This is a genomic window from Methanobacterium sp. (assembly GCA_016222945.1).
GTDB lineage: Archaea > Methanobacteriota > Methanobacteria > Methanobacteriales > Methanobacteriaceae > Methanobacterium_D.
This window is the reverse complement of record JACRPY010000002.1, coordinates 275094-294430: the sequence shown is the minus strand read 5'-3', so window position 1 is coordinate 294430 and position 19337 is coordinate 275094. Positions and strand designations below refer to the sequence as shown.

The following is a 19337-nucleotide window of genomic DNA, read 5'->3' as shown; positions in this document are numbered from 1 at the left end:
GTCTATTCTTCACTTTCTATACGTGGAGCTAAAAGGAAACTTAGTTCTCCTTCATCTGAAATCATTTTTAGTGAAAGATTCAAAGGCATGTCATTTCCAAGCTTTAAAACTATGGTATCTGAAAATTTATCCGCTTTTAGCATCTCTTTAATTTTTTCAAGCGAAAATACAGACTTAGAGTTGGTGTTTATTTTTTCGCCATGGAGATATTCTATTTTTGCATCTCCAAATTCACCTTCTGCCTCTGCTACGAATTTATCCGCATCCACCATTAGCACGATTTTATCTGAAACTATTTCAATGTCCTGAATAGAATTCTTAAGGAGAACGAATGGAATTTCAAAGGTAGTTGGATATTCAAGGTCTGGAGGGCTTGGTGCCTCATATTCAATGTCTATAAGCCTTATTTTAAATCTTCGTCTTGCTTCACCTTCAAATATTAAGATGAGATTTCCTTCATCCACTGAAAGTTCAACTATATCGTCGCTTTTTGCTCTTTTTAAGACTTTCATGAGCTCTTCTGTATCCACATTAATTTTTAAAGGCTCGTCTATTGAAAATTCATCGAATAGTTGAGGTTTAAGTTCAAGATGGACAAATGTAATGTGTGATCTATCCAGTGCATCTAATCTTAGCCCTTCACTATCTGCTTGCATCTGTACTTCATCCACAATAGAAGATATTGCATCAAAACTTGTTTTTAAGATGTTCGAATCGCTTAAAACTGCTTTAAACATTTTCATCCTCCCTAACATTAAGACTTATCATTTTATCCTATTATCTGTTATTTCTATTTATATTATCCTTTTTAATATTCTCTTGTTTTGGATTAGAAGATTCTTTTTCAGGAGATTCAATTTTAGCATCTATTCCCTTAAAAAAGGATTTATTAAGGAATTTATAGGCAAAAACTGTTGCAATTATTAGAATACCTATTAAAATTAAGAATACTGAAAAAACAGCCTTTTCTCCAAATACAACATTATCTGCAACCTTTTCAGCAGAACCCATCATTAAATATATGCCTGATAAAATTAATAAAACACTGACAATAATGCCTATACCCATCATTATCTTGTTTTTTCCTGATTTAATGTGCTTAAATCTTTCAGAATTTAAAAAATCACTTATTAGAGGAAATGCATGAGGATCAGGTTCAGATGATTTTTCTTCAGACTTAGAACCTTTATCTTTCTCTTTGGTTTCAGACTCAGGAACTTGGGCAAAATCCAGTTTTTTAAGGAATTTCCCCATAGATTTGGATGTTGATTTCTTTTTATCATCCTTTTTATCGGAATCTTCCTTGTCAAAACTTTCTTTCATATAATAACTCCTTTTCCTCTGCAAATTGAAACTAACAGCACTTAATCGTATTCCCGCCAAGTTTGCTTGCATTTAGTACATCTTAAAAATCTTGTCTCAGATTCATCTGCCCTTCTTGTTTGTTGAAGCCACCAATAAGCTTCTTTATTACCACATTTTGGACATACTGCACGTGTTGTAGGTAACGTTTTTACATCGTCGCCTTTTACTATTATATTTTCCTTTGGAGATACTTTTCCAGAAATCTCATACTTACTTTTTTGTTCGTTAGTTATTTCTTTTTTGTATCCACATTTACATTCAAAATAATCATCTTTAGGAAACATCACTGTTCCGCATTTTGGACAAAATTCCATTTTAGTCCTCCTAATAAGTTTGATATAATTTTAGCTTCATTTGTCAAATTGACAATGTATTAAGGTTAATTGTGACTTTAAAAGAGTTGTCTCTTAATACTTATAAATTTTGTCAGATTTAAATATCTTTATATTATATATAAATTTAAAACATTATCAAATAAAGTTATTTACACAAATACTCTTATTTATTGGATTTTTTCATCATATAACAGTTTATATGCATCTTTAATTATAATTTCATGGTCAAATGCAAGTTTAAGTCTTAAAACTTCATTTTTATGGAAATACTGGACATCAGATGCATCAGTGTCTGCTTTTAATTTTCCTCCAGATTCCATTGCAATATAGCATACTGTAACTGTATGTCCTCTGGGATCTCTATCATAATCCGAATAGACCCCCACTATCCCATTTAAGTCCACATCAAGACCTGTTTCTTCTTTAACTTCTCTGACAGCAGCAGATTCTACAGTTTCACCATATTCAACAAATCCTCCAGGTAATGCCCAGAAATCTTTATAAGGATTGTTTTTCCGCTTTATTAACACTATTAACTCATTTTCAGAAAGTACCACTGCATCTACAGTTAATGAAGGAGTTTTATGCAATTTAATCCTCTTTTTAAGTAAATAATTTATATGATTGCCCCTATGCACTGCCTTTGGATTCTCCTGTCTCTACACCTGCCTCTATAATATGTGCAGCCCTTATTGGCTCAGGAATAGCACTGCGAGTTGTAGAAATTGCAACAATTTCTTCTGCATCTTCTAAATCAATACCATGAACCTGAATATATATTGGTTCTTTATTTTCTATTTTATGAACAGTTCCTGCAGCTAATACGCATTCCCATCTTTCTTCATGGTCTTCAAATCTACTTAGGGCCTTTTTTATCTTTTTAAAGTCAGGAAATCTCCTCATAATCACAATTATGGGTATTTCTGTTTCATTAAATATTTTTTTTATGTTTGCAATGTTGAATCCACCAAATGTAATTCCATCAAGCATTATAACTCCAATTTGGCCCTTATGTCTGGTTCCATTAACCATTTTGATGATTTTTTCGGTGGAATCTTTTCCATCACCAGAAATATAAGTTCTTAAAACTCCATCAAGCCATGTTCCACCCCTAAAAACAGTTCCAATTAGCATGACTCTATTTTTTGTATGATGTGGGAATGGGGCATCGTCAACGCCTAAAATTCTTATTTCTTCCTTGATTTTGTGGAATTTTTTATTTTTCATCTTAACTATTGAATATAATTAAAAAAAAATAAAGTATTAACCTAATTGAATCAGTTACTTTTTGGAAGATTCAATAAAACCTTTAAATTCATTGCACTGTTTTTTTAGTGTCTCTGCAGCTTTCTTAAGGGATTTTCTAGGATTTTTTGCTTTAATATATAATTTTGGTTCCCCTACAATTGGATGGTCTATTAAATACGCCGCAGATACAACATCTTTATCTTCCATTAATGTTCTTCTAAGGGCGTTACATAATGTGTGAGTTTCGCCTGTAATTTCAATTTCCAATTCATTTTTAGTATCTTTTATAATCTTCATTTTTTATCCCTCATAATGTGAAGAGAGTTTTCTTCGCTCTTTTCTATCGCATCTAGGACAGTAAAGTTCATCATTCTCAGTTTTTACCATGAAATACCTGCATTTTGTACACATAGCTTTTAAAACTCCGAGTTCATCGTCTGCAGTTGTTAGATCAACAGTGTCAAGGCCCATTACCTTTGTGACCTTTGCTTCAACTATATCTCCAATTCTAACTGCGTCGGTTAGTTTGGATAAATATCCTTTCTGTGCCTGTGAGATATGTATTCCACCCATAAAGGATGTTACAAGGCCTCTACTATCTCCTTTGATTTTATCGATTTTTACTGAAGCTCTCTGGCCTCTTACGTCTGATATTTCTCCAACTATGATTTTACCCGCTTCTAATGAAGGCGGTGTGCCTGTTTTTGGAACTATTGATATTTTCTTATTTTTATCGTCTATTGAAACTGTTCCCACTACAAGGGATTTGATTTTTCCTTCCTCTTCATATGTCCATTCAGATGGAACAAATTCTTCAGTGACTCCTAAAATGTCACCCGGTAAAACAAAATCTCCAGATTTAGCTTTCATTAATTCACCTCAACTTAAAATAAGTAAAAACGTTTAATTTTTCATGTTTATTATGTGCTGTAAAATTCATTTAATTGAATCCATTATCAACTTATATTATATTAACAGTTTTCATTTATATATGTTCGATTTCATCTATTTTATAATCTTCCCATTCCCTTTTACCCAAAACTATTTCAAGCTCTTTAGGTGTTAAAAGAGGTTTTTTATACATATTTGCATCATCTATAGCCACTCTTGGACATGCAGTTACAACAAACGAGTCTAAATCCATATAAGGCAGTAAAACGTCAGGGGAGATGTTATCCATCATTATAATAAATGCTTCCTTCCTTTGTTTATTTATCATATTCTTTATACTTTTTGCAAGTTCTAATCTCAACTGACCTCTTTTTGATGAAACAATGATTCCAAATTTTCGAGCTTCTTTGGCTTTTGTTATCTTTGCAAAGCGAATTCTTAATATACGGTCTCTAAATTCATTTATATTCCTTACTTCATTCATGTAGGGGTCTGCAATTATAACCTGTTTTTCTGTAAAAAGAGTGATTCCAAGGGCATGGAAATTCCCGCTTCCCACATATAAAAATGCATCTGCAGATATATTTTTAATAGATGAGAAATTACAGCCAAGTACTTGCCCTGCTCTTGTCCCAGAACCCTCATTCAAAAGAACTTTTTTCCCATTTTCAGTTAAAAAATTTTTAATTTCATCTAAAAGATGTAAATGTTGAATTGTAGTCACAAGACCAATTTTTTGGTATTCTTCAAGAAATTCAAGGCTTTTTTTAACTGTATCCATTACATTAATCTTAGAATATGCTTCAATGAAAAGAACAGGCACTTTATAATCAATGGGGAATTCTATATGCCCAAAGTGAATTATTAAATCAACCATTCCTTCCATATGATTATCTGAAACATCACATGCTCCAAAACAAGGATCTCCAGAAATTAAAACCATTGCATCCGTTTCTTTTTCTATTATTTCTGCAGTGGTGACAGCATGGATTTTAAGACCTTCTGGAAACTGCAAACCCACTGTTTTTGCATTTATTTCCTTTATTTTTTCAATGACTTCGTCCATTTTAAAATCGTAATTTAACATCTTTATCCTCAAATTTCAGTTACTAGAGCATGCTATCTTCAATAACAACCTCTCCATCCTTAACGTCGACTTTAACCAGCGTTTTAACATCATATCCTGTTTCAGTTTTAACCCTTGCTTTTCCGTCTCCTTTTTCTACTACAACAACAATATCTGTTATTTCACCTTCAGAAGTTTTTAAAGCATCTAAAACTGCAATCATTGTGCCTCCAGTGCTTAAAACATCGTCTACAATTAGTAATCGGTCTCCTTTTTTAATTCCATTTATATAAAGTTCACCTTTACTGTATCCTGTAACTTGATGCACTGCAACTTCACCATCTAACCCATAATGCCGCTTTCTAACAACTACAAAAGGGATATCTGTTTTAAGGGAGAGAGCTGTTGCAATATGAATCCCCATAGATTCCATGCACACGATTTTATCAACATTTAAATCTGCAACCTTTGAAATACCTTCTGAAACTTCTCTTAGAAGATCAGGCTCGACAAGGAAAATTCCATCAGTTATAGGATGTACAAAATAATCATATTCACCCTTCTTTACAATAGGTGATTTTACAAGTGTTTTTTTAAGTTTATCCAGCATTTTACCACCATAATATAATTTATGCCCTTTTTTGTTTTGATTAATCAAAATTTAAATTAAATAAAACATTATTGTTAAAATATGTTAATAGCCTCATCTTTTTTAGATCATTAATTATAATAAGATATTTTTTATAACATAAGGTATAGTTAATTATATTATATCTAAAATGTTCATTCTAATTAATTTTATTAAACTTAATTTGTGAGGCAGATCATGTTAGGAAATCTAGGTAAAAATTTGACAAACACAATGAAAAAATTAGCAGGTATGCCTATAATCGATGAAGAAGTGGTAAAAGAGGTTATAAAAGACATACAAAGAGCGCTTATTCAATCAGATGTCAATATTAAGCTTGTTTTCAAACTATCAAAAACAATAGAAGAAAGAGCTCTAAAAGAAGAGCCTCCAAAAGGAATTACGCCCAGAGAATACGTAGTGACCATAGTTTATGAGGAACTGGTAAATCTTATTGGTAAAAAGGCGGAAGAAGTAGAAGTTGACGCTAAACCATACAAAATAATGTTTGTAGGACTTCAAGGAAGTGGTAAAACAACTTCAATTGGAAAACTTGCAAAATACCTGCAGAAAAAAGGATTTAACCCTGCAGTTGTAAGTACAGACACATGGAGACCTGCAGCATTTGAGCAACTCCGCCAACTCACTGAAAACATGAATGTCCCGCTTTATGGCGACCCCGAAAATAAGGACGCCCTTGACCTTGCAAAAAAAGGTCTTGAAGAGTTTAAAAAGCAAGACATTATAATTATAGATACTGCAGGACGTCACAAAGAAGAAAAAGACCTTCTTGACGAAATGGTACAATTATCAGCCATTGTAAAACCAAACGAAGTGATGCTTGTTATTGATGGTACTATTGGTCAGCAAGCCCGTGAACAGGCTCTTGCATTTAATAAAGCCACAGATGTGGGATCCATTGTTATAACTAAGCTTGATGGTTCTGCAAAGGGTGGTGGCGCGCTTTCAGCAGTTTCAGAGATTGGAGCACCAATAAAATTCATAGGTACTGGTGAAAGAGTCGATGACTTTGAAGCATTTGACCCTGAAAGGTTTATTTCAAGACTTTTGGGAATGGGAGACATTAAATCACTCCTTGAAAAGGCAGAAGAGATAGCTGAAGAAGATCTAGACACAGAAAGCATGGATGCCATGTTAAGCGGGAAATTCACCCTTAAAGAAATGTATTCCCAGTTTGAAATGATGAATAAAATGGGACCAATGCAGCAGGTTATGAATATGATTCCAGGAATGGGAGGAAAACTCCCTAAAAACGCTTCCCAAATGACAGAAGAAAAGCTAACTAAATATAAAATCCTGATGGACTCCATGACTGAGCATGAATTAACACATCCTGAAGTGATAAAGCAATCCCGTGTAAAAAGAATTGCAAGAGGAGCAGGTATGCGTAATGAAGATGTTAAAGAACTTTTAAAATATTATAATGTTACTAAAAAGGCCATGAAAGGATTTGGAAAACGTAAAATGGGCGGTCCTTTAGGGCAGATGATGAAACAGATGATGCGATGAAATCAGTTGTTTAATTTCACTATTTTTGCATTAAATACAGCATCATTTTATTTAATTAAAATTTAATTCACTATTATTAAGGATGATATAAGATGGAATCAAAAATTACCAAAAAAGCAGTTCAAGTTATGGAAATTGCCCAATGGAAACTATGCGACCATTGTTTAGGTCGAAATTTCTCCAAAATCGTAAAAGGCCCCGATAACAAATATCGGGGAGAATATGTAAGGAAAATAGTAAATAAAGATCATAATAATAAGTTAAATACAGATTCATGTTATATCTGCAGTAATATATTTGATATTGTAGAAAATAACATTATAGATAGGATAATGGATAAAATTAATCAAGAAAAAATTGAATTTGAAACATTTCTTGTGGGATGTAGTGTTTTACCTGAAGTCCTCCAAAAAGAAGAAAACATGCATGAACTTCTTGAATTAGACGTTGAAAACATTAAAAAAGAGATAAATAGAGAAATTGGGAAAAAATTAGAATCAAATTTTAATAAAGAAGTTGATTTTGACAGTCCTAACATCGTGATAATGGTAGATTTCGTTGAGGACAATATAGATATTCAAATAAACCCTCTTTTTATTGAAGGACGTTACAGAAAGCTTGTTAGGGGAATTCCTCAAACTAAATGGCCTTGCAGAAAATGTAGAGGAAAAGGCTGTCCAAGCTGCGATTACACAGGGAAACAGTACCTCGAAACAGTTGAAGAGCTAATTTCACCTGAAGCTGTTAAAATTGCAAACGGTAGCGATTCTAAATTCCATGGGGCTGGCAGAGAAGATATTGATGTTAAAATGCTCGGAACTGGACGGCCATTTGTCCTTGAAATTAAAGAACCCCACATAAGAAATCTTGATTTAAAGCATCTCGCTGAAAAAATCAATAAATTTGCAGATAAAAAAGTAGAAGTCAATGATTTAAAGTTTACAGGAAGAGAGAGGAAAGGCCAGATAAAATGCTCATCTACCGATACATACAAAGTTTACAAAGCAATTGTTGAGCTTGAAGATGATATTAAAGAGGAAAAATTAGATTTATTAAACTCCTTGGGGACAATAGAGCAGCGCACCCCTATAAGGGTGGCCCATAGACGTGCCGATAAAATAAGAACACGGAATGTAAAGCAAATATCTACAAAATGGATTAATTCCCGCAAATTTGAAATGATCGTGAATTGTGAAGGAGGATTATACATTAAAGAGCTTATATCTGGTGATAAAGGCAGATCAAAGCCCAGTATATCCGAAATTTTGGGAATTAAAGCACTTTGTACTCAATTAGATGTATTAGAAGTAAATCTTTAATAAAATCCAATTTATGATATAATTAATCAAAATGAATTATATTAGGGTCAATATTTAAAAAGTATATTAACCATATATTCATAAGGTTTAAATTTAATAAAAATTAAAATAAGCAAGTTAGCATAAATAATATTTTAGAAGTTACACATTAATATAAATAAATTTATGATTCAAGGAGATAACTAATTAAAATTTGCGAATTTTTCCATATTTCCTTTGAATCATCTTTTAAATCAAAATTATGAGGTTTCAATACCTAAAAAAATATTTTAAATTCAAAAATTAATATTTAAGTCATTTTAATAACTTAAAGTTGAATTGTGGAGTTGAAGGAAATCCATGCCACAAGAAATTGAGGGATTTCCTGAACCCAAAAATCAAAATTTGAGAAAAATACGAAGTATTTTTCTAACACTCCCAAAAATCAAAGATTTTTGAGGATTTTGGAGGTTTAAGAATGAGAAGATCCAGAGGTTTTAGAAGTAAGACACGATATAAACTTAAAAAGAGCATAAGGGTAAGTAGAGCAAATCCAATTACCAAAAAAATACAAACTTTCGATGAAAATGATTTAGTCCATATTATAATTGATCCTAGTGTCCACAAAGGCCAGCCACATCCTCGTTTCCATGGAAAAACAGGAAAAGTCGATGAAAAAAGGGGAAGAGCATACATAGTAGATATTAACGATGGCAATAAAGCTAAAAAATTGATTATAAGACCTGAACACCTTAAAATGCAAGAGTGATAATGATGATTGGGAAAAAAGTTATTGATACCGACCCTATCACTATCGCAGAAGTTAAACAGATGCTTGAAGAGCTTCAAGAGCAGCATGAGCTTACATACGAGCAAAATCTTGCTTTTGACCATGTTACAAAGTTTTCAAAAATGGATGAAGAGTCTGCAAAGAAACTGGTTGAGAAACTTGCAGAAACTCTTAAAAAAACTCAAGCTATTAAACTTGCAGATGTTATGCCTGAAGATATGGCTGATTTAAGGCTGATATTTGCAAAAGAAAGGGGAACACAAAAAAAAGAAGATATGGAGAAGATATTAGAAATACTAGAAAAGTATAGATAATAATTCAAACTATCTAAAGTATAGAACTCAAAAAAATTAAGTTAAAAGATTCTCCTGAATCAATATTGAATATATTAATTAAAAACAGCATCGAAGATGTGATTAAATGGAAGACTACGCAATCATTTTGGATTATCTTCCTTTAGGTTATATTAAAGAAGGTATGCCCTCATATAAAAGAAAGCCTGTTGCGCAGGCAGTAGGTAAAGAAGAATTCACCTTACTTGAACTTATTCCCAAAGAGGATGTATCTTTAGAGATACATCAAAAGGTTTATATAGGTTCAGGCAAGCGAGATGAGATAGCTCGTGTAAACAGGAGACTTAACTACGATGATCTTACAGCAACAGCTAAAATTGAACTAAATTATGTTATTGAAGAGATCATTAAAGCGAAAGAAGACAAATTCGTAGAATTTTTCAACGACGCAGGCCCCATATCAACCCGATTACACCAACTGGAACTCTTACCCGGAATTGGGAAAAAACATATGTGGGATATAATTAAAGTAAGGAAAGAAAAAGCATTTGATAGCTTTGACGATATTAAACAAAGAGTTCCCATGCTTGCAGACCCTGTAAAACTTATTTCAAAAAGAATACTCTTAGAACTTGAAATTACGGGAGATAAAACAGGAAAACGTAAATATGTGCTCTTTACAAGGCCTCCTACAAAAAAACACTAACTAAAATTTTATTTTCAGTTTTCCTAACACTTATTTTTTTTTATTTTCATTTGAAAACTTCATATTTTTGGTAATTAAATGTTGGTTAAAGAAACTCTAAAAATATTAAAAGAGAATGATATACGTCTTAATAAGCGAAAAGGCCAGAATTACTTGATAGATTCCAATATCCTCCAAAAAATCACTGCTTCTGCTGATTTATCAAAAAATGACACTATTTTAGAAATAGGGGCAGGGATAGGCACCCTCACAATTCCTCTTGCAGAACATGCAGGAAAAGTAATTGCAATTGAACAGGATGCAAAAATAGCAGCTATTTTAGAAAAAAGACTCACAGAACTTGCTATTTCCAATGTAGAAGTTATAGCTGCTGATGCTGTAAAAATGGATTTTCCAGAATTTAACAAGGTTATATCTAATCTCCCCTATAAGATTTCATCCCCTATTACTTTTAAATTGCTTGAATATAACTTTGATTATGCAATTCTTATGTATCAACTTGAATTTGCCCAAAGAATGGTTGCAAAACCGGGAGAATCTAATTATTCAAGATTATCATTGATGTTACATTTTTATGCAGATATTGAAATTCTTTTTGAAGTTTCAAAGCACGCTTTCTTCCCTAATCCCAAAATATCATCGGCAGTAATTAAATTAGTGCCCAATAAAAAAGAAGATGTAGATGAATTTTTTAAACATACTTCAAGGGCGCTTTTTCAGCATAAAAAGAAAAAAGTAAGGAATGCATTGCTTGATTCCTTCCATGAAATTGCTGATGTGGATAAAAAGACTGCAAAAGAGATAGTTTCAAAGTTAGATCCTAAAATGGTGAGTGAAAGGGTTGTAAAGCTAAATCCTGATGATGTTATGAAAATTTCTAAGGAATTAAAGTTTTATTTAAGCATTTTTAATTAATTTCGTTCAAAAGTTCTTCAAATGAGTTCATTTCCAGCATTTTATTCTCTTTCCAGTACCTATGATCAGCTTTCAGTACTTCAGCACCATAAATAACCTTATTTTTATTTACTTGAAATGAATATTCAAGGCCTTTATCAGTTTCAACAGTTTTTTCACCTGTTAAATAAGGATATATTTCATAAACCATTTTATGGGCTGATTTTAAAGCATTTTCAGGATCAATAAGCGTTTCTGGAAGTGTCCCATAGGTTTCCAATGAAGATACTACTTTAACTCCAGCCATATTAAGCACTAATTTTAAATATTCATGTACTTCCTCTAAACCAGCGCCTGCAGTTGTTGAAACCGTTATACCTGGCTTTCCAGCAAGCCTGAATGTATGATACCAGCTTGCAAGCCTATCTAGAAATACTTTCATCTGCCCTGATACTTGCATAGCATAAACAGGAGATCCCCAAATTATAAAATCAGAATCGAGCATTTTTCGCTTTAAAAATGCCATATCGTCTATTTTATCTAATGGGCATGTTCCCTGATTCATGCAAGACCAACAGCCTTTGCATGCTTGAATATTCACATCTCTAGCAGTTATTAAGTCAAATTTAATACTATTATCCAACTTTAGAAGTTTATCTATCATCATTTTTGTCAAAGTGTAAGTATTTGATCTTTCCTTCAGTGGACTGCCAATAAATACAAATATATTTTTCATTTAAAATCATCTCCATCAAATTTTGAATACAGAAGTGTCCACATGTTATGAGTAAAATGTTCTTTTTCATCACCCAATGGTTCAAAAAATTCTTGATTTACTTCTTCAGTTATTTTTGAAGCTTTACCTAAAGTTTCAAGTCCTTTTTCAGTTATATATACATATTTAGCTCTTGTATCATCGCCTTCATTTCTTCTTTCAATAAAATTTTTGTTTTCCAGTATTTTTATGATTTTTGAAGTTACCATGACATTTGTTTGAGTAAAATTAGCTAATTTAGTCTGTGTTATTATTTCTCCTTCTTTTTGAAGCCATGCAGCACCGGATAATAAAGCAAAGTGTGTATGAGTTAAATCAGCTTTTTTAAGAGATTTGTTCATTTTACGCTGCCAAAGATAGGTAATTTTCCAAAATAAAAATCCTATCATTTCTTCAGGCTCTTCTAACCATTCATAAAAGTTTTTTTCCATTATAATATCTCCTATTTCAAATCTCTAATAATAACATTAGTAGATTATAATCATAGTATATAATATACAATGATTATATAAATATTTTGCTATCCTATTTAAATAAAGAAAATATATTCTTTAAACTGGAGATGAAATTATGAACCAAAATCCATTTGAATTATTTCAAAAAGAATGTCCGGAAGTTGCAGCCAGATTCAATGATCTAGTTGAAGCTCAGAAAGCTTTGGAAGGTTTGGATGCTAAAACAAAGCAGCTGATTAATATTGCCATTCAAACAGCAAATAGGAATGTAAAAGGCGTACAGATGCATGCAATGATGGCTAAAAATGAAGGGGCAACTCGTGAAGAAATAGTGGGAGCTGTAGTATTAAATTTACATCATTCTGGCCTTGCTTCAATTCTTGATTGTCTTCCAGCAGCTATCGATGGATTTGAAGGTAAAATGTAAAATTGTGGTATTAATGAGTTCAAATACATATTCAAGAAAAATATCTTCAAAAGAAGCTGATGAAGGCTTCATATTTATCCTAAAAGGTAAACTTTCATTTTTTCCAGATTTAAATGATAATTTTGAACTAATTGATGGAAAATTATCCAAAGAAGTTATGGTAGATTCATATCCATGCACATGCAGAGGTCCTGATCGCCCCCATGAACATTATTTTATCCGTTGGGAAGGATTAGAAGCTGGAGATAAAATTAAAATCGTGGCAGACTCTGAAAATAAAGGTAAATATAATTTAACGATTCAAAAATGATTGAACCAATATACTGATTTAGAGGTAATTTAAATGATAAAACACAATGGAAACGTATTTTACACTCATCCAAAAGTCTATGAACCTGCAGAAGACACATTTTTACTTGCAGAAAATCTTAATATTAAAAGAAGAGATGAAGTACTTGAAATAGGAACAGGAACAGGACTTATAGCAATTACATGCGCTCAAAAGTCAAGAAAGGTAGTTGCAACAGATATAAACAAATATGCAGTTAAATGCGCCTTAAAAAATACCATTAGCAATCGAACCTACAATGTTGAATTAAGGGAAGGAAATCTTTTCAAACCAGTTGAAGGTGAAAAATTCGATCTTATTTTATTTAATACTCCTTATCTTCCAACAGATGAAGAAGAAAAGATTGATGAAGAATTAAATGATGCATGGGATGGCGGCACTAACGGCAGAGCAACTATAGATCAATTTCTTGAAGGCGTTAAGGAACATTTAAAAGAAAATGGCCGTGTTCAGCTGGTGCAGTCATCATTATCAAATAATGATAAAACTATTGCTAAATTAGAGGAATTAGGATTTGAAGCTGAAATTACAGCAAGGCAAAAAGCATTTTTTGAAGAAATCGTGGTTATAACTGGAACTTTGAAGGAATAAAAAATTATAGATGGTTTTATGATTATAAGAGACATTAAAAATTGTAATTATTTTCAAGCTCTGGATAAAACATCCATTTGTGAGTTACTGCATCCAGATCGTGACAATGAAGATCTAAAAATTGATTTTAGTATTGCTCATGCTATTTTAAATGTTGATGAATCTTCAATTGCTCATAAAATCAAAAACTCAGTGGAAATTTACTATATTCTTGAAGGCAACGGAACTATGCATATTGATGACGATTCTGAAGATGTTCAGCCAGGACAGGTAATTTATATTCCTGCAAATTCAAACCAATACATAGAAAATACTGGAAATAAAGAATTAAAGTTTTTATGCATTGTTTCTCCCATGTGGCGCGAGGAAGATGAAGAATTAGTAAAAAAATGAAATATGTTGTAAAACCCTAGTAAAGCACCATAATACCCATATAACTGAATTCCATTTCTAAAACATTCTTTAATAATGTTTCTACTACTTTTTCGTCATCGTAGCTGAGTTTCTCGCAAATTGTAACTTTTCTATCTGGATCAACATCATTTTCGATTAAAAATTGGGCTAATTCAGCAGGTTTAAAATCTGGAAGTATCATTGTGGGCTTTCCATTGCCTATCACATCTAAAACATGTTTAGATGTTCCTTTTCCATGTAATGTTATTATATTAGCTTCATCCCACGATATTTTAAGTTTTGCAGCACATAATTGAACTGAACTGACTCCAGGGATAACTTCAATATCCATATTGCTATTTAACTTTAAAATTGGCTTTAAAATTCCTGAAAATCCAGGGTCGCCAGTTGAAAGGATTGAAACATTTTTACCATCTTTTACCATGTTTATTGCTTGTTTCATGATGTCTTTCATGTTTTGGGCGTTAAGTTCAATTTTTTCATCTTTTTGGAAAAGATCCAGTGCCCTTTTACTTCCAATAACAACATCTGATAATTTAACTGCTTTCCTAGAAGCTTCTGTTAAATAATCATTTGATCCTGGCCCTATTCCTACAATATACAATTTCGACATTGCAAACCTCATTTTTCAGATAATATATCATTTAATGATGAATTAAACAAATTTTAAATCATAGATTAACGTTTTTGTCCGTAATAGTCTATTTTTTTTAATAGATATAACTATAATTAGATATTTTTAGTTATATTAAACTATTTCATATCCTTGCTAAAAATTTTATGTTTTTTATTTTTAATTATATAATTGAATTCACAGTGAAGTTAGATAAAAAATATATCCATGTGACACCCATTAATATATAGTGAAACAATATAGTGACGTGAGATTAAGATGAAAAAAAGTTTCATATTAGTACTGTTGATTTTTATTTTAGTATCTATTTCCTTAAGTACAGTTAATGCTGCAGATGACTCCAACAGCAATGGAGGAACCACTATTAACTATGATCAAAGTTTAAACTCTTATTCTGGATGTTCAACTCAAACAGGCTCCTCATCTTCAGTTTCTGCAGATGAATCATCTACTTCCACAAATTACAGTGCAAGTGAACTATTTATCAGATTTAATTCCAGCACAGATAATATTGATGAAATATCCCAAAATGCACATTTACAGACAGGCGCTACTGTACTAAAAGAGTATAATGAAGTTAAAGGTTTACAGCTGGTTAAAATACCTACCAGTATATCATTACAAGATGCAGTTGCAATTTACAAACAAAATCCCTATGTAATTTACGCTGAACCTAACTATGTCTATAAAAATGAATTAATTCCAAATGACCCTGCTTATACTGCTAATTATCTATGGGGACTTCCTAAAATCAACGCCCCGGCAGCATGGGACATTACAACCGGATCAAGTAATGTAATAATTGCAGTAGTTGATACAGGAATTAATCTTCTTCATCCAGACCTCAGCGGTAATTTATGGGTAAACACAGGTGAAATCCCTGGAAATGGAATCGACGATGACCATAATGGTTACATTGACGATGTTTATGGATGGAATTTCCTTGCAAACACTAATGATGTTTCCGATGACAACAGTCATGGGACCCATGTAGCCGGAATTATCGCTGCTGTTAGTAACAATGCTCAAGGCGTTACAGGAGTCATATGGAATGCAAAAATAATGCCCCTTAAATTCCTTGACAGTACCGGCCACGGATACGTAGAAGATGCTGTATCTGCCATAAGTTATGCAACCCGCATGGGAGCACACATCATAAACTGCTCATGGGGCGGAACTGGATATTCTCAGGCGCTTAAAGACATAATTGATGCTTCCTCTGCCCTTGTAGTATGTGCAGCAGGAAATAATTATGGCATGGATGTGGACGTATCTCCAATGTATCCTGCAAGTTATACCAGCTCAAATATAATTGCAGTTGCAGCAACAGAACAAGCTGACAATCTTGCTTCTTTTTCAAATTATGGTTTAAATTCAGTGGATGTTGCAGCTCCCGGCCTTAGCATATATAGCACAATACCTGGCAGTTACGGGTATAAAAGCGGTACTTCAATGGCTACACCTTATGTTTCAGGACTTGCAGGACTTATTAAATCATTAAACCCTGGTCTTAACAGTTTACAGATAAAATATACCATTATGGGCAATGTAGATTATATAGCTTCATTATCTGGGAAAACCTTTACAGGCGGCAGGATTAATGCTGTTAAAGCTCTTACAAACATAATAACAGACACCATCACCCCAATAGCAAGTGCTGACCTAAGAGGAGGTTCATATTATTACTCTCCAGTAATTGTAAGCTTAACAGCAAGTAAAGCAGGCCATATATATTATACTCTGGATGGAACAACACCTACAACCAGCAGCTATGTTTATACCTCCCCTATTGCATTTTATACTTCAAAAATTCTGAAATTTAGGGCAATGGATACTCCTGGTATGTTTTCACCTGTTTATGCAGAATCATATTTCATTTACGGTCTCGTTACCTACAGTTATCAGGTTCTGGTTCCATGGAAAATGAGCAAAAAGAAATATAAAGTACGTTATCTGGCAAAATACAAATATAAAGGAAAAATAAGGTATAAATGGAGATATAAATGGGTTAGATACTGGTATTACAGGGCTGAAACCCGCTACAACCAGGCTTATGCACTTATCTAATTAAATATTGTTCTATTTCTAATTTTATTATTTTAATTAATATAAACGTGAATTTCAACACTAAACATATTTGAATTAATTATCAGGTTTTTTAGTTTATCTCCAAAACCATTATGTGCTATTATAATAACTATAATAATAGATAATAAAAAATTGAATGTGATAAAATGCTAGAAATTGCAGTAACCGGAAAACCAAACGTTGGAAAATCATCATTTTTTAATTCAGCAACTTTAAGTCAAGTAGAAGTTGCAAGTTACCCCTTTACAACCATAGATGCAAATAAAGCCGTTGCCTATGTGATAGCAGAGTGTCCATGCACCCAACTGGAAATTACATGCAATCCCCAAAATTCAAAGTGTGTTGAAGGCCGTAGAATGATACCTGTAGAACTAATTGATGTTGCAGGGCTTGTTCCCGGTGCACATGAAGGACGTGGACTTGGAAACAGATTTTTAGATAATTTAAGGCAATCCAGAGCATTTATACATATAATTGACGCATCAGGATCTACAGATGAAGAAGGAAGGCCTGTGGATGCAGGATCACATGATCCCCTTGATGATGTGGAATTTTTAGAATATGAAATAGTGATGTGGCTTTTTAGTATATTAAAGAAGAACTGGAACAAGTTAATACGAAAATATCTCTCTGAAAAGCTTGATTTTTCTAGAATAATACACGAACAATTCAGCGGAATTGGAATATCATTAGAAGATATTATTGAAGCAAAAAGAGCAGTTCCTGGAGAGTATTTTAAATGGGAAGATGATGACATCAAAGAATTCCTAGGTGTCCTACTGCGCATAGCCAAACCAATGATCATAGTGGCTAATAAGGCCGATTTACCTCATGCTGAAGAAAATATCAAACGGTTAAAGGAAAAATATGAAAATGTGATTCCTGCTTCTGCCGAATCAGAGTTAGCACTTGTAAAAGCTGCCGAAGTTGGCTTAATAAACTATATTCCTGGAGAAAGCAGCTTTGAAGTAGTAGAACCTGAAAAGTTAAGTGATGCACAGAAAAATGCATTAAATTACATTAAAGAACATGTAATGGATAAATATGGTAGTACTGGAGTGCAGGAAGCTTTAAATAATGTGATTTTTGAGCTTCTGGATATGCTTGTTGTTTATCCCGTTGAGGATGAACATAAATTATGTGATGGGAAGGGAAACGTGCTTCCAGATGCGGTTTTAATTAAAACTAACTCTAAACCAAGAGATTTAGCATTTGTAATTCATACTGATATTGGTGAGAGTTTTATGCATGCTATGGATGCCCGGAGTGGTAGAAGGGTTAGCAGTGATTATGAACTTAAAAGCGGAGATATTATAAGTATTATTTGTCGATAATAAATAAAATTAAATAATTGGTGATTACATGGCATCACACGAAGAAATACAAAGAAAACTTGAAGCAAAACGAGAAGGAATTACTCTCCCTGAAAACGAAATATCTGAAGATAATGAACTGGACGGGTTACAACAAAGCTTTATTGTAGTAAGCTCCAATAATGCCCCAGGATATGAAATTGTCGAAACCAAGGGTTTTTGTTATGGATTAACTGTCCGTAGTAGGGGTGTTGGAGGTCAAATTGGTGCAGGATTACGTTCCATAGTTGGTGGAGAAATAAAAGAATACGTCAAAATGATGGAAGAATCAAGAGACGACGCAGTATACAGAATGATTGATCATGCGCAGCAAATGGGTGCCAATGCCGTAATAAGTGTTCGTTACGATTCTAATGAAATTTCCAATGTAATGCAAGAAATTTTAGCATATGGAACCGCTGTAATTGTAAGAGAGAAATAAGTTATTTTCTTATGTATTCATATAATTTCTTGATGAATATTCCGATAACTCCTCCAATCAGACCCATTATCCCTCCAATTACCAATGTTCCAGGTATCCAGACTACTAACATTACAATACCCCATGGATCTGTGCTTGTAATAATAGTTAACAGTGAAACGTATATACTTGACCATATACAAAATGATAAAGCTCCAACAACCATTGAAACTATAATTCCACGGATTCCATTGGATAAAAGTGCCGCTGCAGTTCCACCAAGAACACAAGGCAAAATTACAAGTAAAATTTCAAAATTATTGCTGTAAATGATGTTTATTCTATTAACGAACATGTATAACATGATCATTGTGGATACAATGGTCACAACCAATGTGATATTTAAATATTTCAAGTAAGGATTTATTTTTTCCATTTTAAGCCCTCAAATTAGGATAAATACTAATTAATCGAATTATTTTTAATTATTTTCGTGTTATTTGTTTTTTTAAGGCTTTCATTGTATTTTTTATTCATATCCATGTTATACATGACAATATAGCCATTTTGATAAAAATACGCCCCACAGTTAAGACATTCAAATATTATGTCTGGTTCATCGTCCATCCAGTACTTAGTGTTTGTTGAATTACAATTAGGGCATTTAACATCTTTATATGGGTTATAAATATAAATAATGGATGCTTCTGCAATTATAGTGCAAATAAAAATAATAATTAATATTTTTGTAATTTTTAAATCCTTAATCTGATTTTTCATTTATATC

The 19337-nt window shown here is 32.6% G+C and carries 27 protein-coding genes; 13 read left to right on the top strand and 14 right to left on the bottom strand.

Translation table 11 applies throughout. The features are described 5' to 3' along the window. Positions 1 to 2 precede the first annotated feature (2 nt). The 9 genes from pcn to HZC47_01445 all read right to left on the bottom strand — a co-directional run bounded on the left by pcn (position 3) and on the right by HZC47_01445 (position 5515). Positions 3 to 737, bottom strand: coding sequence for a proliferating cell nuclear antigen (pcna) (gene pcn / locus HZC47_01485; protein ID MBI5679561.1), 735 nt, complete (start codon positions 735 to 737; stop codon positions 3 to 5). Positions 738 to 777: 40 nt separating this feature from the next. Beyond that, positions 778 to 1323, bottom strand: a complete 546-nt coding sequence (locus tag HZC47_01480; GenBank protein MBI5679560.1) for a hypothetical protein — start codon at positions 1321 to 1323, stop codon at positions 778 to 780. Positions 1324 to 1364: 41 nt separating this feature from the next. Next, positions 1365 to 1679, bottom strand: coding sequence for a transcription factor S (locus HZC47_01475; protein MBI5679559.1), 315 nt, complete (start codon positions 1677 to 1679; stop codon positions 1365 to 1367). Between the two features lie 188 nt (positions 1680 to 1867). Then, the gene (locus HZC47_01470) at positions 1868 to 2296 is read right to left on the bottom strand and encodes an NUDIX hydrolase (GenBank protein ID MBI5679558.1); all 429 of its coding nucleotides are present in this window, start codon (positions 2294 to 2296) and stop codon (positions 1868 to 1870) included. 34 nt (positions 2297 to 2330) lie between these two features. Beyond that, a complete protein-coding gene (locus HZC47_01465; protein ID MBI5679557.1) occupies positions 2331 to 2927 on the bottom strand; it encodes a DUF99 family protein in 597 nt (198 codons plus the stop codon). 54 nt (positions 2928 to 2981) lie between these two features. Continuing rightward, positions 2982 to 3245, bottom strand: coding sequence for a DNA-directed RNA polymerase subunit L (locus HZC47_01460; protein MBI5679556.1), 264 nt, complete (start codon positions 3243 to 3245; stop codon positions 2982 to 2984). A 3-nt stretch (positions 3246 to 3248) separates the two neighbouring features. Next, on the bottom strand, positions 3249 to 3818 hold the full coding sequence (locus HZC47_01455; GenBank protein MBI5679555.1) for an exosome complex RNA-binding protein Csl4: 570 nt from the start codon (positions 3816 to 3818) through the stop codon (positions 3249 to 3251). A gap of 115 nt (positions 3819 to 3933) precedes the next feature. After that, positions 3934 to 4926, bottom strand: coding sequence for a diphthamide biosynthesis enzyme Dph2 (gene dph2 / locus HZC47_01450; GenBank protein MBI5679554.1), 993 nt, complete (start codon positions 4924 to 4926; stop codon positions 3934 to 3936). A 22-nt stretch (positions 4927 to 4948) separates the two neighbouring features. Continuing rightward, the gene (locus tag HZC47_01445; protein MBI5679553.1) at positions 4949 to 5515 is read right to left on the bottom strand and encodes a purine phosphoribosyltransferase family protein; all 567 of its coding nucleotides are present in this window, start codon (positions 5513 to 5515) and stop codon (positions 4949 to 4951) included. 216 nt (positions 5516 to 5731) lie between these two features. Here HZC47_01445 and ffh point away from each other — a divergent pair, with 216 nt between their 5' ends. The 6 genes from ffh to HZC47_01415 all read left to right on the top strand — a co-directional run bounded on the left by ffh (position 5732) and on the right by HZC47_01415 (position 11065). Further along, the gene (gene ffh, locus HZC47_01440; GenBank protein MBI5679552.1) at positions 5732 to 7063 is read left to right on the top strand and encodes a signal recognition particle protein; all 1332 of its coding nucleotides are present in this window, start codon (positions 5732 to 5734) and stop codon (positions 7061 to 7063) included. A gap of 92 nt (positions 7064 to 7155) precedes the next feature. After that, the gene (locus tag HZC47_01435) at positions 7156 to 8382 is read left to right on the top strand and encodes a tRNA pseudouridine(54/55) synthase Pus10 (GenBank protein ID MBI5679551.1); all 1227 of its coding nucleotides are present in this window, start codon (positions 7156 to 7158) and stop codon (positions 8380 to 8382) included. 457 nt (positions 8383 to 8839) lie between these two features. Then, entirely contained in the window at positions 8840 to 9130 is a 291-nt protein-coding gene (locus HZC47_01430; protein MBI5679550.1) for a 50S ribosomal protein L21e, read from the top strand. A 5-nt stretch (positions 9131 to 9135) separates the two neighbouring features. Continuing rightward, complete coding sequence (locus HZC47_01425; protein MBI5679549.1) at positions 9136 to 9465, top strand: DNA-directed RNA polymerase subunit F; 330 nt, start codon at positions 9136 to 9138, stop codon at positions 9463 to 9465. Positions 9466 to 9571: 106 nt separating this feature from the next. After that, positions 9572 to 10150 carry a DUF655 domain-containing protein gene (locus HZC47_01420; protein MBI5679548.1) on the top strand — a complete coding sequence of 193 codons (579 nt, stop codon included), beginning with the start codon at positions 9572 to 9574 and terminating at the stop codon, positions 10148 to 10150. Positions 10151 to 10228: 78 nt separating this feature from the next. Next, positions 10229 to 11065: a 16S ribosomal RNA methyltransferase A gene (locus HZC47_01415; GenBank protein ID MBI5679547.1), complete on the top strand. Its 837-nt coding sequence runs from the start codon at positions 10229 to 10231 to the stop codon at positions 11063 to 11065. Here HZC47_01415 and HZC47_01410 read toward each other — a convergent pair. Next, positions 11058 to 11780, bottom strand: a complete 723-nt coding sequence (locus tag HZC47_01410; GenBank protein ID MBI5679546.1) for an NAD(P)H-dependent oxidoreductase — start codon at positions 11778 to 11780, stop codon at positions 11058 to 11060. The genes HZC47_01415 and HZC47_01410 overlap by 8 nt on opposite strands. Beyond that, a complete protein-coding gene (locus HZC47_01405) occupies positions 11777 to 12250 on the bottom strand; it encodes a winged helix-turn-helix transcriptional regulator (GenBank protein MBI5679545.1) in 474 nt (157 codons plus the stop codon). Before HZC47_01405 ends, HZC47_01410 begins: the two co-directional genes overlap by 4 nt. A gap of 139 nt (positions 12251 to 12389) precedes the next feature. Between HZC47_01405 and HZC47_01400 the strand changes: the two genes are divergently transcribed. From HZC47_01400 to HZC47_01385, 4 genes are read left to right on the top strand one after another with little or no spacing between them, the layout of a single operon-like run. Further along, positions 12390 to 12701, top strand: coding sequence for a carboxymuconolactone decarboxylase family protein (locus HZC47_01400; GenBank protein ID MBI5679544.1), 312 nt, complete (start codon positions 12390 to 12392; stop codon positions 12699 to 12701). Positions 12702 to 12714: 13 nt separating this feature from the next. Then, positions 12715 to 13011: a hypothetical protein gene (locus HZC47_01395; GenBank protein ID MBI5679543.1), complete on the top strand. Its 297-nt coding sequence runs from the start codon at positions 12715 to 12717 to the stop codon at positions 13009 to 13011. A gap of 33 nt (positions 13012 to 13044) precedes the next feature. Continuing rightward, positions 13045 to 13641: a methyltransferase gene (locus HZC47_01390; protein MBI5679542.1), complete on the top strand. Its 597-nt coding sequence runs from the start codon at positions 13045 to 13047 to the stop codon at positions 13639 to 13641. Positions 13642 to 13659: 18 nt separating this feature from the next. After that, the gene (locus HZC47_01385) at positions 13660 to 14034 is read left to right on the top strand and encodes a cupin domain-containing protein (protein MBI5679541.1); all 375 of its coding nucleotides are present in this window, start codon (positions 13660 to 13662) and stop codon (positions 14032 to 14034) included. Positions 14035 to 14050: 16 nt separating this feature from the next. On the opposite strand, the gene cbiE is transcribed toward HZC47_01385, so the two are convergent. Then, a complete protein-coding gene (cbiE, locus tag HZC47_01380) occupies positions 14051 to 14668 on the bottom strand; it encodes a precorrin-6y C5,15-methyltransferase (decarboxylating) subunit CbiE (protein ID MBI5679540.1) in 618 nt (205 codons plus the stop codon). Between the two features lie 279 nt (positions 14669 to 14947). Here cbiE and HZC47_01375 point away from each other — a divergent pair, with 279 nt between their 5' ends. The 3 genes from HZC47_01375 (at position 14948) to HZC47_01365 (ending at position 18571) form a co-directional block, all read left to right on the top strand. After that, positions 14948 to 16756, top strand: a complete 1809-nt coding sequence (locus HZC47_01375; GenBank protein MBI5679539.1) for a S8 family serine peptidase — start codon at positions 14948 to 14950, stop codon at positions 16754 to 16756. Positions 16757 to 16923: 167 nt separating this feature from the next. Beyond that, a complete protein-coding gene (locus HZC47_01370; GenBank protein ID MBI5679538.1) occupies positions 16924 to 18111 on the top strand; it encodes a redox-regulated ATPase YchF in 1188 nt (395 codons plus the stop codon). A 28-nt stretch (positions 18112 to 18139) separates the two neighbouring features. Beyond that, complete coding sequence (locus tag HZC47_01365; GenBank protein MBI5679537.1) at positions 18140 to 18571, top strand: heavy metal-binding domain-containing protein; 432 nt, start codon at positions 18140 to 18142, stop codon at positions 18569 to 18571. Between the two features lies 1 nt (position 18572). Here the strand turns inward: HZC47_01365 and HZC47_01360 are convergent, their stop codons facing one another. Both HZC47_01360 and HZC47_01355 read right to left on the bottom strand, forming a co-directional pair. Then, positions 18573 to 18986: a hypothetical protein gene (locus HZC47_01360; GenBank protein MBI5679536.1), complete on the bottom strand. Its 414-nt coding sequence runs from the start codon at positions 18984 to 18986 to the stop codon at positions 18573 to 18575. Between the two features lie 26 nt (positions 18987 to 19012). Beyond that, a complete protein-coding gene (locus HZC47_01355) occupies positions 19013 to 19330 on the bottom strand; it encodes a hypothetical protein (protein MBI5679535.1) in 318 nt (105 codons plus the stop codon). Between the last annotated feature and the right edge of the window lie 7 nt (positions 19331 to 19337).

Excerpts from the sequence above, each read along its gene's own strand:
- pcn (MBI5679561.1), bottom strand. The coding sequence starts at position 737 with ATGTTTAAAGCAGTTTTAAGCGATTCGAACATCTTAAAAACAAGTTTT.
- HZC47_01480 (MBI5679560.1), bottom strand. The coding sequence starts at position 1,323 with ATGAAAGAAAGTTTTGACAAGGAAGATTCCGATAAAAAGGATGATAAA.
- HZC47_01475 (MBI5679559.1), bottom strand. The coding sequence starts at position 1,679 with ATGGAATTTTGTCCAAAATGCGGAACAGTGATGTTTCCTAAAGATGAT.
- HZC47_01465 (MBI5679557.1), bottom strand. The coding sequence starts at position 2,927 with ATGAAAAATAAAAAATTCCACAAAATCAAGGAAGAAATAAGAATTTTA.
- HZC47_01460 (MBI5679556.1), bottom strand. The coding sequence starts at position 3,245 with ATGAAGATTATAAAAGATACTAAAAATGAATTGGAAATTGAAATTACA.
- HZC47_01455 (MBI5679555.1), bottom strand. The coding sequence starts at position 3,818 with ATGAAAGCTAAATCTGGAGATTTTGTTTTACCGGGTGACATTTTAGGA.
- dph2 (MBI5679554.1), bottom strand. The coding sequence starts at position 4,926 with ATGTTAAATTACGATTTTAAAATGGACGAAGTCATTGAAAAAATAAAG.
- HZC47_01445 (MBI5679553.1), bottom strand. The coding sequence starts at position 5,515 with ATGCTGGATAAACTTAAAAAAACACTTGTAAAATCACCTATTGTAAAG.
- ffh (MBI5679552.1), top strand. The coding sequence starts at position 5,732 with ATGTTAGGAAATCTAGGTAAAAATTTGACAAACACAATGAAAAAATTA.
- HZC47_01435 (MBI5679551.1), top strand. The coding sequence starts at position 7,156 with ATGGAATCAAAAATTACCAAAAAAGCAGTTCAAGTTATGGAAATTGCC.
- HZC47_01430 (MBI5679550.1), top strand. The coding sequence starts at position 8,840 with ATGAGAAGATCCAGAGGTTTTAGAAGTAAGACACGATATAAACTTAAA.
- HZC47_01425 (MBI5679549.1), top strand. The coding sequence starts at position 9,136 with ATGATTGGGAAAAAAGTTATTGATACCGACCCTATCACTATCGCAGAA.
- HZC47_01420 (MBI5679548.1), top strand. The coding sequence starts at position 9,572 with ATGGAAGACTACGCAATCATTTTGGATTATCTTCCTTTAGGTTATATT.
- HZC47_01415 (MBI5679547.1), top strand. The coding sequence starts at position 10,229 with ATGTTGGTTAAAGAAACTCTAAAAATATTAAAAGAGAATGATATACGT.
- HZC47_01410 (MBI5679546.1), bottom strand. The coding sequence starts at position 11,780 with ATGAAAAATATATTTGTATTTATTGGCAGTCCACTGAAGGAAAGATCA.
- HZC47_01405 (MBI5679545.1), bottom strand. The coding sequence starts at position 12,250 with ATGGAAAAAAACTTTTATGAATGGTTAGAAGAGCCTGAAGAAATGATA.
- HZC47_01400 (MBI5679544.1), top strand. The coding sequence starts at position 12,390 with ATGAACCAAAATCCATTTGAATTATTTCAAAAAGAATGTCCGGAAGTT.
- HZC47_01395 (MBI5679543.1), top strand. The coding sequence starts at position 12,715 with ATGAGTTCAAATACATATTCAAGAAAAATATCTTCAAAAGAAGCTGAT.
- HZC47_01390 (MBI5679542.1), top strand. The coding sequence starts at position 13,045 with ATGATAAAACACAATGGAAACGTATTTTACACTCATCCAAAAGTCTAT.
- HZC47_01385 (MBI5679541.1), top strand. The coding sequence starts at position 13,660 with ATGATTATAAGAGACATTAAAAATTGTAATTATTTTCAAGCTCTGGAT.
- cbiE (MBI5679540.1), bottom strand. The coding sequence starts at position 14,668 with ATGTCGAAATTGTATATTGTAGGAATAGGGCCAGGATCAAATGATTAT.
- HZC47_01375 (MBI5679539.1), top strand. The coding sequence starts at position 14,948 with ATGAAAAAAAGTTTCATATTAGTACTGTTGATTTTTATTTTAGTATCT.
- HZC47_01370 (MBI5679538.1), top strand. The coding sequence starts at position 16,924 with ATGCTAGAAATTGCAGTAACCGGAAAACCAAACGTTGGAAAATCATCA.
- HZC47_01365 (MBI5679537.1), top strand. The coding sequence starts at position 18,140 with ATGGCATCACACGAAGAAATACAAAGAAAACTTGAAGCAAAACGAGAA.
- HZC47_01360 (MBI5679536.1), bottom strand. The coding sequence starts at position 18,986 with ATGGAAAAAATAAATCCTTACTTGAAATATTTAAATATCACATTGGTT.
- HZC47_01355 (MBI5679535.1), bottom strand. The coding sequence starts at position 19,330 with ATGAAAAATCAGATTAAGGATTTAAAAATTACAAAAATATTAATTATT.